A 15,564-nucleotide genomic window follows, 5' to 3' on the forward strand; every position below is an offset into this window, starting at 1 on the left:
GGAGAGCGACCATGGGCGCGCTGTCGCATCTGCGGGTACTGGATTTATCGCGAGTATTGGCCGGGCCGTGGGCCGGGCAGATACTCGCCGACCTTGGCGCCGAGGTGATCAAGGTCGAGCGCCCGGGCAACGGTGACGACACTCGCGCCTGGGGGCCGCCGTTCCTTAAGGACGCTTATGGGGAGAACACCAGCGAGGCGGCTTACTACTTGTCGGCCAACCGCAACAAGCAATCGGTGACCATCGACTTCACGCGTCCCGAAGGGCAGAAACTTGTGCGGGAATTGGCGGCGAAGTCGGACATCCTCATCGAGAACTTCAAGGTCGGTGGCCTGGCGGCGTACGGGCTGGACTACGGGTCGCTGAAGGCGATCAATCCGGACCTGATCTACTGCTCGATTACCGGATTCGGCCAGACCGGGCCGTACGCCAAGCGTGCGGGTTATGACTTCATGATCCAGGGGCTGGGTGGGCTGATGAGCCTGACTGGGCGTCCCGAGGGTGATGAAGGCGCTGGCCCGGTAAAAGTGGGGGTGGCGCTGACGGATATCCTGACCGGTCTGTATTCGACGGTGGCGATCCTGGCGGCTCTGGCGCATCGGGATCACGATGGCGGCGGCCAGCACATCGATATGGCGCTGCTGGATGTACAGGTTGCATGCCTGGCGAACCAGGCGATGAACTACCTGACCACTGGCAATGCTCCCAAACGGCTGGGCAATGCCCACCCGAACATTGTGCCTTATCAGGACTTTCCTACGGCCGACGGCGACTTCATCCTCACCGTGGGTAATGACGGGCAGTTCCGCAAGTTCGCCGAGGTGGCGGGTCAGCCGCAGTGGGCAGATGATCCGCGCTTTGCCACGAACAAGCTGCGGGTGGCGAACCGTGCCGAGCTGATTCCGCTGATTCGCCAGGCAACGGTGTTCAAGACTACCGCACAATGGGTCGCTCAGTTGGAGCAGGCGGGCGTGCCGTGTGGGCCGATCAATGATCTGGCGCAGGTATTTGAGGATCCGCAAGTGAAAGCACGCGGGCTGGCGATTGAGCTGCCCCATGCGTTGGCGGGCATGGTGCCGCAAGTGGCCAGTCCGATACGCCTCTCGCAAACCCCAGTTGAGTATCGTCGTGCACCGCCGTTGCTGGGTGAGCATACGCTGGAGGTTTTGCAGCGAGTACTGGGTTTGGGTGCTGGGGCGGTGGCTGCGCTGAAAGACGATGGAGTGCTCTGATCGTTCCTTCTATATAGAAGCGCGCTGATTCCCTCTTCTATATAGAGGGAGTCGAGTGTTAATTAGCCTGTCCGCAAGTTATTGAAAGAAAACTGAAATTAACAGTTGACGGCAGATTCTGGAGGTCTATAATTCGCCCCACTTCCGGCGCAGTCGAAACGGAAAACTCCTTGAGATTCAAAGAGTTACGCAGTTTTCGACAGCGGCTTGCTTCAGTTCATCGAAGCCTGGAAGGAGTTGAAAATGTCGGCATGTCTGGCGCTTTTAACGGTTCGATCTTCTCGGTCGAAAGCGGTGAAAAAAGGGTGTTGACAACAGCGAGTAACGCTGTAGAATTCGCCTCCCGCTAACGAGAGATCGGAAGCGCAAGTGGTTGAAGTTGTTGAAGAAATCTTCGAAAACTTCTGAAAATAATCACTTGACAGCAAATGAGGCTGCTGTAGAATGCGCGCCTCGGTTGAGACGAAAGATCTTAACCAACCGCTCTTTAACAACTGAATCAAGCAATTCGTGTGGGTGCTTGTGGAGTCAGACTGATAGTCAACAAGATTATCAGCATCACAAGTTACTCCGCGAGAAGTCAAAGATGTAACCAACGATTGCTGAGCCAAGTTTAGGGTTTCTTAAAAACCCAAAGATGTTTGAACTGAAGAGTTTGATCATGGCTCAGATTGAACGCTGGCGGCAGGCCTAACACATGCAAGTCGAGCGGATGACAGGAGCTTGCTCCTGAATTCAGCGGCGGACGGGTGAGTAATGCCTAGGAATCTGCCTGGTAGTGGGGGACAACGTTTCGAAAGGAACGCTAATACCGCATACGTCCTACGGGAGAAAGCAGGGGACCTTCGGGCCTTGCGCTATCAGATGAGCCTAGGTCGGATTAGCTAGTTGGTGAGGTAATGGCTCACCAAGGCGACGATCCGTAACTGGTCTGAGAGGATGATCAGTCACACTGGAACTGAGACACGGTCCAGACTCCTACGGGAGGCAGCAGTGGGGAATATTGGACAATGGGCGAAAGCCTGATCCAGCCATGCCGCGTGTGTGAAGAAGGTCTTCGGATTGTAAAGCACTTTAAGTTGGGAGGAAGGGCATTAACCTAATACGTTAGTGTTTTGACGTTACCGACAGAATAAGCACCGGCTAACTCTGTGCCAGCAGCCGCGGTAATACAGAGGGTGCAAGCGTTAATCGGAATTACTGGGCGTAAAGCGCGCGTAGGTGGTTCGTTAAGTTGAATGTGAAATCCCCGGGCTCAACCTGGGAACTGCATCCAAAACTGGCGAGCTAGAGTATGGTAGAGGGTGGTGGAATTTCCTGTGTAGCGGTGAAATGCGTAGATATAGGAAGGAACACCAGTGGCGAAGGCGACCACCTGGACTGATACTGACACTGAGGTGCGAAAGCGTGGGGAGCAAACAGGATTAGATACCCTGGTAGTCCACGCCGTAAACGATGTCAACTAGCCGTTGGGAGCCTTGAGCTCTTAGTGGCGCAGCTAACGCATTAAGTTGACCGCCTGGGGAGTACGGCCGCAAGGTTAAAACTCAAATGAATTGACGGGGGCCCGCACAAGCGGTGGAGCATGTGGTTTAATTCGAAGCAACGCGAAGAACCTTACCAGGCCTTGACATCCAATGAACTTTCCAGAGATGGATTGGTGCCTTCGGGAACATTGAGACAGGTGCTGCATGGCTGTCGTCAGCTCGTGTCGTGAGATGTTGGGTTAAGTCCCGTAACGAGCGCAACCCTTGTCCTTAGTTACCAGCACGTTATGGTGGGCACTCTAAGGAGACTGCCGGTGACAAACCGGAGGAAGGTGGGGATGACGTCAAGTCATCATGGCCCTTACGGCCTGGGCTACACACGTGCTACAATGGTCGGTACAGAGGGTTGCCAAGCCGCGAGGTGGAGCTAATCCCATAAAACCGATCGTAGTCCGGATCGCAGTCTGCAACTCGACTGCGTGAAGTCGGAATCGCTAGTAATCGCGAATCAGAATGTCGCGGTGAATACGTTCCCGGGCCTTGTACACACCGCCCGTCACACCATGGGAGTGGGTTGCACCAGAAGTAGCTAGTCTAACCTTCGGGAGGACGGTTACCACGGTGTGATTCATGACTGGGGTGAAGTCGTAACAAGGTAGCCGTAGGGGAACCTGCGGCTGGATCACCTCCTTAATCGACGACATCAGCTGCTCCATAAGTTCCCACACGAATTGCTTGATTCATTGAAGAAGACGATAGAAGCAGCTTTAAGCTCCAAGCTGATAGCTCTTAGCTAATCAGTTACGCGCTCGAAATTGGGTCTGTAGCTCAGTTGGTTAGAGCGCACCCCTGATAAGGGTGAGGTCGGCAGTTCGAATCTGCCCAGACCCACCAATTTTGTATGGGGCCATAGCTCAGCTGGGAGAGCGCCTGCCTTGCACGCAGGAGGTCAGCGGTTCGATCCCGCTTGGCTCCACCATTAACTGCTTCTGCTTGTTAGAGTTTAGAAATGAATATTCCAGTGTGAATATTGATTTCTAGTCTTTGATTAGATCGTTCTTTAAAAATTTGGGTATGTGATAGAAAGATAGACTGGATAGCACTTTCACTGGTGTTTATTCAGGCTAAGGTAAAATTTGTGAGTTTAATCGCGAATTTTCGGCGAATGTCGTCTTCACAGTATAACCAGATTGCTTGGGGTTATATGGTCAAGTGAAGAAGCGCATACGGTGGATGCCTTGGCAGTCAGAGGCGATGAAAGACGTGGTAGCCTGCGAAAAGCTTCGGGGAGTCGGCAAACAGACTTTGATCCGGAGATGTCTGAATGGGGGAACCCAGCCATCATAAGATGGTTATCTTGTACTGAATACATAGGTGCAAGAGGCGAACCAGGGGAACTGAAACATCTAAGTACCCTGAGGAAAAGAAATCAACCGAGATTCCCTTAGTAGTGGCGAGCGAACGGGGACTAGCCCTTAAGTGGCTTTGAGATTAGCGGAACGCTCTGGAAAGTGCGGCCATAGTGGGTGATAGCCCTGTACGCGAAAATCTCTTGGTCATGAAATCGAGTAGGACGGAGCACGAGAAACTTTGTCTGAATATGGGGGGACCATCCTCCAAGGCTAAATACTACTGACTGACCGATAGTGAACTAGTACCGTGAGGGAAAGGCGAAAAGAACCCCGGAGAGGGGAGTGAAATAGATCCTGAAACCGTATGCGTACAAGCAGTGGGAGCAGACTTTGTTCTGTGACTGCGTACCTTTTGTATAATGGGTCAGCGACTTATTTTCAGTGGCGAGCTTAACCGAATAGGGGAGGCGTAGCGAAAGCGAGTCTTAATAGGGCGTCTAGTCGCTGGGAATAGACCCGAAACCGGGCGATCTATCCATGGGCAGGTTGAAGGTTAGGTAACACTGACTGGAGGACCGAACCGACTACCGTTGAAAAGTTAGCGGATGACCTGTGGATCGGAGTGAAAGGCTAATCAAGCTCGGAGATAGCTGGTTCTCCTCGAAAGCTATTTAGGTAGCGCCTCATGTATCACTGTAGGGGGTAGAGCACTGTTTCGGCTAGGGGGTCATCCCGACTTACCAAACCGATGCAAACTCCGAATACCTACAAGTGCCGAGCATGGGAGACACACGGCGGGTGCTAACGTCCGTCGTGAAAAGGGAAACAACCCAGACCGTCAGCTAAGGTCCCAAAGTTATGGTTAAGTGGGAAACGATGTGGGAAGGCTTAGACAGCTAGGAGGTTGGCTTAGAAGCAGCCACCCTTTAAAGAAAGCGTAATAGCTCACTAGTCGAGTCGGCCTGCGCGGAAGATGTAACGGGGCTCAAACCATACACCGAAGCTACGGGTATCACGCAAGTGATGCGGTAGAGGAGCGTTCTGTAAGCCTGTGAAGGTGAGTTGAGAAGCTTGCTGGAGGTATCAGAAGTGCGAATGCTGACATGAGTAACGACAATGGGTGTGAAAAACACCCACGCCGAAAGACCAAGGTTTCCTGCGCAACGTTAATCGACGCAGGGTTAGTCGGTCCCTAAGGCGAGGCTGAAAAGCGTAGTCGATGGAAAACAGGTTAATATTCCTGTACTTCTGGTTATTGCGATGGAGGGACGGAGAAGGCTAGGCCAGCTTGGCGTTGGTTGTCCAAGTTTAAGGTGGTAGGCTGAGATCTTAGGTAAATCCGGGATCTTAAGGCCGAGAGCTGATGACGAGTTACCCTTTGGGTGACGAAGTGGTTGATGCCATGCTTCCAAGAAAAGCTTCTAAGCTTCAGGTAACCAGGAACCGTACCCCAAACCGACACAGGTGGTTGGGTAGAGAATACCAAGGCGCTTGAGAGAACTCGGGTGAAGGAACTAGGCAAAATGGCACCGTAACTTCGGGAGAAGGTGCGCCGGTGAGGGTGAAGGACTTGCTCCGTAAGCTCATGCCGGTCGAAGATACCAGGCCGCTGCGACTGTTTATTAAAAACACAGCACTCTGCAAACACGAAAGTGGACGTATAGGGTGTGACGCCTGCCCGGTGCCGGAAGGTTAATTGATGGGGTTAGCTAACGCGAAGCTCTTGATCGAAGCCCCGGTAAACGGCGGCCGTAACTATAACGGTCCTAAGGTAGCGAAATTCCTTGTCGGGTAAGTTCCGACCTGCACGAATGGCGTAACGATGGCGGCGCTGTCTCCACCCGAGACTCAGTGAAATTGAAATCGCTGTGAAGATGCAGTGTATCCGCGGCTAGACGGAAAGACCCCGTGAACCTTTACTATAGCTTTGCACTGGACTTTGAATTTGCTTGTGTAGGATAGGTGGGAGGCTTTGAAGCGTGGACGCCAGTTCGCGTGGAGCCATCCTTGAAATACCACCCTGGCAACTTTGAGGTTCTAACTCAGGTCCGTTATCCGGATCGAGGACAGTGTATGGTGGGTAGTTTGACTGGGGCGGTCTCCTCCTAAAGAGTAACGGAGGAGTACGAAGGTGCGCTCAGACCGGTCGGAAATCGGTCGTAGAGTATAAAGGCAAAAGCGCGCTTGACTGCGAGACAGACACGTCGAGCAGGTACGAAAGTAGGTCTTAGTGATCCGGTGGTTCTGTATGGAAGGGCCATCGCTCAACGGATAAAAGGTACTCCGGGGATAACAGGCTGATACCGCCCAAGAGTTCATATCGACGGCGGTGTTTGGCACCTCGATGTCGGCTCATCACATCCTGGGGCTGAAGCCGGTCCCAAGGGTATGGCTGTTCGCCATTTAAAGTGGTACGCGAGCTGGGTTTAGAACGTCGTGAGACAGTTCGGTCCCTATCTGCCGTGGACGTTTGAGATTTGAGAGGGGCTGCTCCTAGTACGAGAGGACCGGAGTGGACGAACCTCTGGTGTTCCGGTTGTCACGCCAGTGGCATTGCCGGGTAGCTATGTTCGGGAAAGATAACCGCTGAAAGCATCTAAGCGGGAAACTTGCCTCAAGATGAGATCTCACTGGAACCTTGAGTTCCCTGAAGGGCCGTCGAAGACTACGACGTTGATAGGTTGGGTGTGTAAGCGCTGTGAGGCGTTGAGCTAACCAATACTAATTGCCCGTGAGGCTTGACCATATAACACCCAAGCAATTTGCAGGCTTTGAGCTGAAAAGCGAAAGGTCACCAGATTGCGGTGTGTGAAGACGAAACGAACCGAAAGTTCGAGAGAAACACACAAACTATCGCATACCCAATTTGCTGAAGCGTCGAAAGACGAGTCGGCACACCGAATTTCTTGACGACCATAGAGCGTTGGAACCACCTGATCCCATCCCGAACTCAGAAGTGAAACGATGCATCGCCGATGGTAGTGTGGGGTTTCCCCATGTGAGAGTAGGTCATCGTCAAGATTAAATTCCGAAACCCCAATTGCGAAAGCAGTTGGGGTTTTGTTTTAGTAGAAGTTCCCATTTTTGCTGGCACGTTACCGTGTTGACGGGCCAGATACAGAATTTCTTGACGACCATAGAGCGTTGGAACCACCTGATCCCATCCCGAACTCAGAAGTGAAACGATGCATCGCCGATGGTAGTGTGGGGTTTCCCCATGTGAGAGTAGGTCATCGTCAAGATTAAATTCCAAAACCCCTGTTTGCTAACGCAGACAGGGGTTTTGTCGTTTCGGGCGTCCCGGAAATCCAGATTTCAGACTGCTTTGCGAGCCTTGCTGATGCGCCGAGCCCGCCACTTGCGCCACCAGATATAGACGCCAGTCCCTGACAGTCCCGCAATCAGAACACCCAACACCGCGATCATCACCTGCCCGCTAAAGCCAATGATCCGGCCGCCATGTATCGGCAGCTGCAATCGATAAAAGCGCTCTCCCAACGTCCCTTTTCCAGCGATTTCCTGCCCTATTAATCGCCCGTCGGTACCGTGAAGGAACAACCAGGATTTGCCATGGGCTTGAGTGTCGTGTTGCCCAAATCCTGCACCGTAGAAGTTGTACTCAAAGCTGTAATACAACTCGCCGATGGCGACTGTCAGCCCTAGTCTTTTCCCCTCCTGCGATGCTCTCTCGTACGCCTGTTGATAACTTAACTGCGTCCCCCCAAACTCGGAAGGAGGCATTCGTCCGCGAGCCTCATACACGCTCGGTTCAATGGGCGAAAACAACGACACTGCCGGTTTGAATACCTGACTCGGCAGGTTCATCGCGACACTGCTGATTGCAATCGGCAGGAGCAACAACCACAGCCACAGTCCTCCTGCCCGATGCAGGTCGAAATTGAGCCGATAAGCGTGGCCACCCTTGATCTTCCAGGCTGTCGACCACTTCTGCCAGAACGGCTTGCCCCGTGGAAGCGTCAGCCACAGTGCGATGAAGCAATCGATCACCCAAGCGATGGCCACCAGGCCCATCAGCCACAATCCCCAGTTCCCAGGCAACGTCAGGTTGTAGTGAAACTCGAGAATGAACGGGATGAAGTTCTCCCGCGAAAAGCAGCACTCGCCCCAGTAACGTTGCCCTTTCTGCTCGGCACTTACCGGATCCAGATAGAACACCTGATTGCGTGCATCAAACGGTTTGCCTGTCGCCGGATTATTGCGCGGGACAGCCGCCAATAACGCGGTATGCCCCGATTCGTCCGGATATTCCATGTACCAGACCTGCAGCCTCGGATGCGCCGTTTGCACAGCATCTACCAACGCCCCGGGAGGCAGTCGCTGACCCTCGGCAGAGGCTGCATAAAATTGCGGATTCAGCCACTCATCCAGCTCATGATTGAACGCCAGAATGCTTCCGGTGATTGCGGCCAGCAGCAAAAACACCGCTGTCGCGAGGCCGATATAGCGGTGCAATAAGATCAAAAGTGCGCGCATGAAAACTTCCCCACAGAGACGACAAAGCCAGCCCCCTGAACAATCAGGGGCTGGCTTTTTTATGCACAAGGCAAAGGCTTAGAACTGGTAGCTGACCGTGGCGGCGACGTTGCGCTCTTCACCCATGTAGCAGAAGTTCAGACTGGCGCAGGAGGCCACGTAAGACTCGTTGGTCAAGTTGTTCGCATTCAGGCGCACGTCGACGCCTTTCAAGCCGACCTTGCCCAGGTCATAGCCGATCGATGCGTCGAACAAAGTGTAGGACGGCACCTTCAGCGTGTTTTCCGCATCCGCCCAGCTGTAGCCGACATAGCGCACACCACCGCCCAGACGCAGGCCATCGAGTGCCGCGCTGTCGAACTTGTAGTCCGCCCACAACGACGCCATGTGACGCGGCGCCTGAGTGGGCGAATTGCCTTTGTTCTGGATCACGTCGGTCGGTGTGCTCAGGGTGCTGACCATCGACTTCGAGTACTCGATATCGGTGAAGGTATAGCTGCCGAGTACTTTCAGGTTGTCGGTCAACTGCATGTGCGCTTCCAGCTCCAGACCCTGCGAACGGACAGCGCCTACAGCTCGGTAGAAGTTTTCCTGCGGCAGTTTGGTCGCCAGGTTCTCCTGATCGATGTGAAACAGCGAAGCGGTGAACAGGTTGTCGGTGCCCGGTGGCTGATACTTCAGGCCGACTTCCCACTGCGCCCCATCGGTCGGCGGCAGCGGATTGCCGGCGCTATCGGCATACGAGTTCGGGTTAAACGACTCGGAGTAGCTGATGTACGGTGCCAGGCCGTTATCGAACAGGTACAGCGCGCCCGCGCGGCCGGTCAGCTTGGTGCGTCGGTCATTGATTTGCGTGCCCAGCGGGCGGCCTGCTTCGGCGATGCGGTTTTCATCGGAGGTCTCGACCCAGTCCTGACGCAGGCCCAGCGAGAAGCGCCATTGGTCCATCTCGATCAGGTCTTGCAGGTACACCCCGGTTTGTTCCAGACGCCGCAGGTAGCTGGTCTCGCCGTACATGTTGATCGCCGAGTTGCCATAGATCGGATTGAACGCATTGATCGGCGCCAGGCCGCCACTGGTCCAGTCGACCACCGTCTTGCGCCGCTGATAGTCCGCGCCCATCAACACGGTGTGCTTGGTGGCACCGGTGAAAAATTCGGCCTGCAGCATGTTATCGATGATGAACGCATGCAGGCGTTCATCACCGCCTGTGTAGTAGCGGTTCAGTTCGTTGCTGGTCGGCGTCGTCCAGCCGTAGGCGTAGACCTGATCCATGTTCACTTTGGAGTCCAGGTAACGGAAGTTCTGTCTTGCGGTGAAGACATCATTGAAGCGATGTTCGAACTGATAGCCGAACGACTGCTGATCCCGCGAATAGCCGTCAATCCCCGGCTCGCCCTCGAAGAAGTGCGGTGAGATACGGTTGCCATTGCGCTGATGAATCGTGCCATCCGCCGGCACGCCACCGTGGTAGCCGCCATCCGGATCGTGCTGCAGATAAGCCTGCAGCGTCAGCGAAGTGTCTTCAGAGAAATCGATGCTCAAGGTGGGTGCGAGGGCGAAGCGTTTTTCCTTGTTGTGGTCGAACTGTGTGTCGGACTGGTCCGTCAAACCGGTCAGACGATAGGCAATGCGCTTGTCGTCATCGACCGGGCCGCTGAAGTCAAAACCAACCCCGCGCTGACCTTGGGTGCCGACCGTGGCCTGGACCTGATGATAGGCCTCGTACAATGGCTTCTTGCTGGTCAGCGCCACCAGGCCACCGGGCGAGCTACGGCCGTACAACACCGACGATGGACCTTTGAGAATGTCCACGCGCTCGAGGAAATACGGATCGACCTGCATGGTGCTGTAGGTGCCGCTGTCGCCCATCGACTTGAGGCCGTCGAGGTAGATGTTGTCCACCGAACCGTCGTTGAAGCCGCGCATTGCCACGTAGTCGTAGCGGTGGGTTGCGCCGTAAGGGTTGGTCAGCACCCCGGGGGTATAGCGCATCGCCTGGGAGACGGTCTGTGAGCCTTGGTCGTCCATTTGCTGGCGAGTGACCACGGATACGCTTTGCGAGGTTTCCAGCAACGCAGTACTGGTCTTGGTGGCAATCTGGCTGTGGGTGGCGTTGTAGCCTTCCATGCTGCCCAGTGCGTTGCCGAGGGCAAAGCCTTTGATATCGGTGGTTGGCAGCGCCAGTGCGTTGCTGTCGCTGACAGAATGCAGAATGTAGCTGCTACCATCCTCGCTCACTGCTTCAAGGCCCGAGCCCCCGAGCAAATGGCGCAACGCCTGGTCGGTTGAATACTCGCCCTGCACGCCCGGAGACCGCCGCTCCTGCGTTTGCTGCGGGGTCATCGACAGGGTGATGCCAGCCTGGCGCGCAAACTGGTTCAGCGCCTCACCCAGCGGGCCGGCGGCGATGTTGTAGCGATGACTGCTCGCTTCACTGGTATTGGCGGCGAGGCTCAGGCCAGGCAGCACACCAGCGCCCAAAACTGTGGAGAGCAGGGCGGCGCGAATGGCGTGGCGCAGCAGGCCCGATTCGGCAGTGAAATTCAGAGGGTTCTTACAGGTGATGCGGACAGTCATTGTAGGTTTCCGTGGGAAGTCGCAAAGGCTGAGTTGAAGTGCTTACTGACCAAGCCGGACTTGTCGCGAAAACCCGCCAAAATAATTTCAGGCCACTGCTTCCAGCGTGACCCACCATCGGGTGCGATAACGCAATTGCACCGGCAGGGTCTGCGGCAGGATGGCCAGCAGCTTGTCGGTGTCCTCCAGGCGAAACACGCCGGACAGGCGCAAATCCGCCACGGCCGACGCACACGTCACGAAGCCCGGCCGATAACGTGCGACCTCGTTGAGAAAATCGCCCAGGCGCATATTGCGAGTCACGATCAAACCGTCGACCCACGCACCCGCGTCCATATCCGGTGGCGGTGCCAGGCGTACCCGGTGGTGCTCGATCAGGTAAGTCTGGCCGGCGAGCGCCTCAACCGAGGTGCCACCGCTGTGGATGGCCACGCGCCCGGTGGTGACGCTCAGCCGCGTGCAATCGCTTTCCTGGCGGAGGATGAAGCGGGCATCAGTCGGTTCATAGGTACCGTGACGACTTTGCACGCGAAGCGCTCGGTTGAAGGCCGCGCCTTGATCGTTGCCGCCGCAAGTGACGATGATTTCGCCGCGAGTGAGTTTGATCAGCCGTTGCTGCGCGGTGTAATCCAGATCCACCGCGCTCGCGGTATTGAGCTCGATCCGCGTGCCGTCGGGCAACTGGAAGCCGCGGCGTTCGCCGGTCGCCGTGGCGTAGTCGGCGCTCCATTGCTGCCAGGCCGAGGTGTCCTTGGCTACCCAGGCGGCGGAACCTGTCAGCAAGGCGCCGGACAACAGTTTCAAAGCCTGTCGCCGTCCGAGCCCCTGTGCACTGTTTTCCAGTGTATTGAATGCCACCTGAGTGCCAGGCACTGCGCGCAGGTTATGGCTCAACTCGGCCTGCAGCGACTGCACGCGCTGCCAGGCCAGTTCATGTTCATGATGTTCGGCGCGCCACGCCTCGCACTGGCTGCTCAGGCGAGCATTTCCATGGTTGTTGCGCAGCCGCAGCAGCCAGTGAATGGCTTGTTTGACCACCTGTTGCGGCGGTTCGGCACGGCGCCCTGCCGAGAGGTTATCCACAGGCATCAGCTTGCGTACCGCAACACGTAGCAGTTATACAGCGCATCGGCGACGTAACGTTCCACCGAGCGCAGCGACAAGCCCATCTGTTCGGCGATCTGCTTGTGGGTCAAGCCTTCGCACTGCGCCAGCAGAAACGCCTGTCGCACCTTCGGACGCAAGCCTTCAAGCATGCGCGCGATGCTTTCGAGCAATTCGATCACCAGGGCGCGGGCCTCGGCGCTCGGGATTTTGGCTTCGGGCAAATGGGCGATGGATTCGAGATAGGCGCGTTCGATTTCTTCACGGCGCCAATGGTCGATCACCAGACCACGGGCGATGGTGCGCAAAAAAGCGCGCGGGGCCTTGAGCTCCAGGCGTTCGGTGCGTTGCAACAGGCGCACGAAAGTATCCTGCGCCAGATCCGCCGCATCCGCGGCATTGCCCAGCCGCGTCCGCAGCCACGCGTTGAGCCAGCCGTGATGACTACTGTAAAGCGCCTGCACTGCAAACTCAGGTGAGGACATGAACGCGACAGCCCGAACGTCACAAATGATAATTAGTCGCATTTTTATCAAGGGCTGTGAATTTTGCAACCTCCTCTCGCATAACGTTCTTCAAAAACCTGACAGCGAGCGCTCTGGGACGCCGTTCGGCGGGAATCTGCCAGAAATGCCGTGCATTTCCCACACAGCCCTAAGATTTCTGCAAATGGTGCCGACAGACTGGTGAGACATGCGTGCACCAAAGTAGAGCGGCCATCAGAACGCTGCCTACCAGCTATTGGACATTTGGAGCTACATGGAATGTTGCATCCCGGAACGCATCCCCACTTTTGCATAAGAAGTCCCATGAAATGAATCTCAAGTTCAGCCATAAAATCCTGTTGGCCGCCTCGGGCGTCGTGGTCCTGGCTTTCGCTTTGTTCACCCTCTACAACGACTATCTGCAGCGAAACACCATTCGCCAGAACCTCCAGTCCTCCGTGCAGCAGGCCGGTGATCTGACCGCCAGCAGCGTGCAGAACTGGATGAGCGGGCGGATCCTGGTACTGGAAAACCTCGCGCAGAACGTTGCTCACCAGGGCAAGGACGCCGACTTCCCGGGGCTGGTCGATCAACCGGCCTTCACCTCGAACTTCCAGTTCACCTACGTCGGCCAGGCCAACGGTGTGTTCACCCAGCGCCCGGACGCGAAGATGCCGGACGGTTACGACCCACGTCAGCGCCCTTGGTACAAGCAAGCCGTTGCCGCCGATAAAACCATGCTGACTCCGCCGTACATGGCCGCAGTCGGTGGTCTGGTGGTGACCATCGCCATGCCGGTGAAAAAGAATGGTGAGCTGCTCGGTGTGGTCGGTGGTGACCTGAGCCTGGAAACCCTGGTGAAGATCATCAACTCGGTGGACTTCGGTGGCTTGGGTCATGCGTTCCTGGTCAGCGGCGACGGTCAGGTGATCGTCAGCCCGGACAAGGATCAGGTGATGAAGAACCTGAAGGACATCTACCCGAACTCCAGCGTGCGCATCGAGAAGGGCAACCAGAACGTGGTGCTCAACGGTCAGGAACGCATCCTGTCGTTCACCCCGGTCAGCGATTTGCCGAATGCCGAGTGGTACATCGGTCTGTCGATCGATCGCGACAAGGCCTACGCGGCGCTCAGCCAATTCCGTACCTCGGCGCTGATCGCCATGTTCGTGGCGGTCGCCGCCATCGCGCTGCTGCTGAGCCTGCTGATCAACGTCCTGATGCGTCCGCTGACCACCATGGGCCGTGCGATGCAGGACATCGCCCAGGGCGAAGGCGACCTGACCCGTCGTCTGGTCGTGGAAGGCAAGGATGAGTTCGCCGAACTGGGCAGCTCGTTCAACCAGTTCGTCGAGCGGATTCACGCGTCGATTTCCGAAGTGTCGTCGGCCACCCGTCACGTACATGATTTGTCGCAACGGGTGATGGCATCGTCCAACGCCTCGATCGTTGGTTCCGACGAGCAAAGTGCACGCACCAACAGCGTGGCTGCAGCGATCAATCAGTTGGGCGCCGCCACCCAGGAAATCGCCCGCAACGCCGCCGATGCTTCGCAACACGCCAGCGGCGCGAGCGAGCAGGCCGATGACGGCCGTCAGGTAGTTGAGCAAACCATCCAGGCGATGACCGAGCTGTCGCAGAAGATCAGCCTGTCGTGCACCCAGATCGAAACCCTGAATGCCAGCACTGACAACATCGGCCACATCCTCGACGTGATCAAAGGCATTTCGCAGCAGACCAATCTGCTGGCCCTCAACGCGGCCATTGAAGCGGCGCGTGCCGGGGAAGCCGGACGTGGTTTTGCGGTGGTGGCGGACGAAGTGCGCAACCTCGCCCATCGCACCCAGGAGTCGGCAGAAGAGATCCACAAGATGATCACCTCCTTGCAGGTCGGTTCACGCGAAGCCGTGACCACCATGAACGCCAGTCAGGCGTCCAGCGAAGAGAGCGTTGAAGTGGCGAACCAGGCCGGCCTGCGACTGGTCAGCGTGACTCAGCGCATCGGTGAGATCGACGGCATGAACCAGTCGGTGGCTGCCGCGACCGAAGAGCAGACCGCCGTGGTGGAAACCCTCAACGTCGACGTCAACCAGATCAACCTGTTGAACCAGCAGAGCGTCGCCAACCTCAACGAGACGTTGAAGGATTGTGATGCGTTGTCGCAGCAGGCCAACCGGTTGAAGCAGTTGGTGGACAGCTTCAAGATCTGATCGTCGGATTGAAGACCGCGTTAGCGTTCTTCGCGAGCAAGCCCGCTCCCACAGGTTGACCGTGTTTCCCTTGAAGGAATGCGATCAAAATGTGGGAGCAGGCTTGCTCGCGAAGGCGGTGGTTCATTCACTAAAGAACTGAAGCCTTACACAAACAGCTTCAGCACATTCCCCATCGCATCATCGGCAAACCCCTGCACGAAATCCTTGAACCCCGGCAGTGCTTCTTCTCCACCTGAAGCCGGCTCGGCAATGATCGTCCAGGTCGCCCGCGACTTACCCGTCCCCAGCGATTCCACATTCATCGCCGCCCACAGATTGGCCACCCCTAACGTGTTGTAGATCGTGGTCCAGGTCATGGCCCGCGCCTGTTCATCGCGGGAGTTGAGCTGTTCAACCACCACGTTGCCGTCCTTGAAGAATTTCTTGCGCAGCGAAGACACGCCTTCGCCGGTCATCTCGATGTGTGACAGCGCCGGAATAAAGCGCTCGAAACCGCCAAAATTGCCGACCACCGCCCAGACCTGCGCCGCGTCCGCCGGCACCTCCACCGAAGACATAACGTGGCAGCCGTGCGGGTTTTTGATCAGGGTGTCAGGTTGCAGATTGCTCATGGTGTT

Annotated in this window: 7 protein-coding genes, 2 tRNA genes and 4 rRNA genes; 8 read left to right on the plus strand and 5 right to left on the minus strand. The window is 56.3% G+C overall.

Annotation, left to right across the window (positions count from 1 at the left end; genetic code table 11):
* Window positions 1-11 precede the first annotated feature (11 nt).
* The 7 genes from AC0J41_RS27320 to rrf (AC0J41_RS27350) all read left to right on the plus strand — a co-directional run bounded on the left by AC0J41_RS27320 (window position 12) and on the right by rrf (AC0J41_RS27350) (window position 7,313).
* Complete coding sequence (locus tag AC0J41_RS27320) at window positions 12-1,232, plus strand: CaiB/BaiF CoA transferase family protein (protein WP_473014083.1); 1,221 nt, start codon at window positions 12-14, stop codon at window positions 1,230-1,232.
* 643 nt (window positions 1,233-1,875) lie between these two features.
* A 16S ribosomal RNA gene (locus tag AC0J41_RS27325) occupies window positions 1,876-3,412 on the plus strand.
* 124 nt (window positions 3,413-3,536) lie between these two features.
* Window positions 3,537-3,613: transfer RNA gene (locus tag AC0J41_RS27330), tRNA-Ile, on the plus strand.
* Window positions 3,614-3,622: 9 nt separating this feature from the next.
* Window positions 3,623-3,698 (plus strand) — tRNA-Ala (locus AC0J41_RS27335).
* 227 nt (window positions 3,699-3,925) lie between these two features.
* Window positions 3,926-6,817, plus strand: a 23S ribosomal RNA gene (locus AC0J41_RS27340).
* A 159-nt stretch (window positions 6,818-6,976) separates the two neighbouring features.
* Window positions 6,977-7,092: ribosomal RNA gene (gene rrf, locus AC0J41_RS27345) — 5S ribosomal RNA — on the plus strand.
* A gap of 105 nt (window positions 7,093-7,197) precedes the next feature.
* Window positions 7,198-7,313 (plus strand): 5S ribosomal RNA (gene rrf / locus AC0J41_RS27350).
* The 16S, 23S and 5S rRNA genes sit together here with 2 tRNA genes alongside, the layout of an rRNA operon.
* Window positions 7,314-7,386: 73 nt before the next feature.
* On the opposite strand, the gene AC0J41_RS27355 is transcribed toward rrf (AC0J41_RS27350), so the two are convergent.
* From AC0J41_RS27355 to AC0J41_RS27370, 4 genes are all read right to left on the minus strand, one after another.
* Window positions 7,387-8,565, minus strand: a complete 1,179-nt coding sequence (locus AC0J41_RS27355) for a PepSY-associated TM helix domain-containing protein (protein WP_473014084.1) — start codon at window positions 8,563-8,565, stop codon at window positions 7,387-7,389.
* A gap of 78 nt (window positions 8,566-8,643) precedes the next feature.
* Window positions 8,644-11,145: a TonB-dependent siderophore receptor gene (locus tag AC0J41_RS27360; RefSeq protein ID WP_473014085.1), complete on the minus strand. Its 2,502-nt coding sequence runs from the start codon at window positions 11,143-11,145 to the stop codon at window positions 8,644-8,646.
* 87 nt (window positions 11,146-11,232) lie between these two features.
* Entirely contained in the window at window positions 11,233-12,234 is a 1,002-nt protein-coding gene (locus AC0J41_RS27365; RefSeq protein ID WP_473014086.1) for a FecR domain-containing protein, read from the minus strand.
* Window positions 12,234-12,734, minus strand: coding sequence for a sigma-70 family RNA polymerase sigma factor (locus AC0J41_RS27370; protein WP_473014087.1), 501 nt, complete (start codon window positions 12,732-12,734; stop codon window positions 12,234-12,236). Before AC0J41_RS27370 ends, AC0J41_RS27365 begins: the two co-directional genes overlap by 1 nt.
* Window positions 12,735-13,063: 329 nt before the next feature.
* Between AC0J41_RS27370 and AC0J41_RS27375 the strand changes: the two genes are divergently transcribed.
* Entirely contained in the window at window positions 13,064-14,944 is a 1,881-nt protein-coding gene (locus AC0J41_RS27375) for a methyl-accepting chemotaxis protein (RefSeq protein ID WP_025113514.1), read from the plus strand.
* Between the two features lie 146 nt (window positions 14,945-15,090).
* Here the strand turns inward: AC0J41_RS27375 and AC0J41_RS27380 are convergent, their stop codons facing one another.
* Window positions 15,091-15,558, minus strand: a complete 468-nt coding sequence (locus tag AC0J41_RS27380) for an SRPBCC family protein (RefSeq protein WP_025113513.1) — start codon at window positions 15,556-15,558, stop codon at window positions 15,091-15,093.
* Window positions 15,559-15,564 lie beyond the last annotated feature (6 nt).

Source organism: Pseudomonas sp. Arb-4-2C, assembly GCF_055755015.1.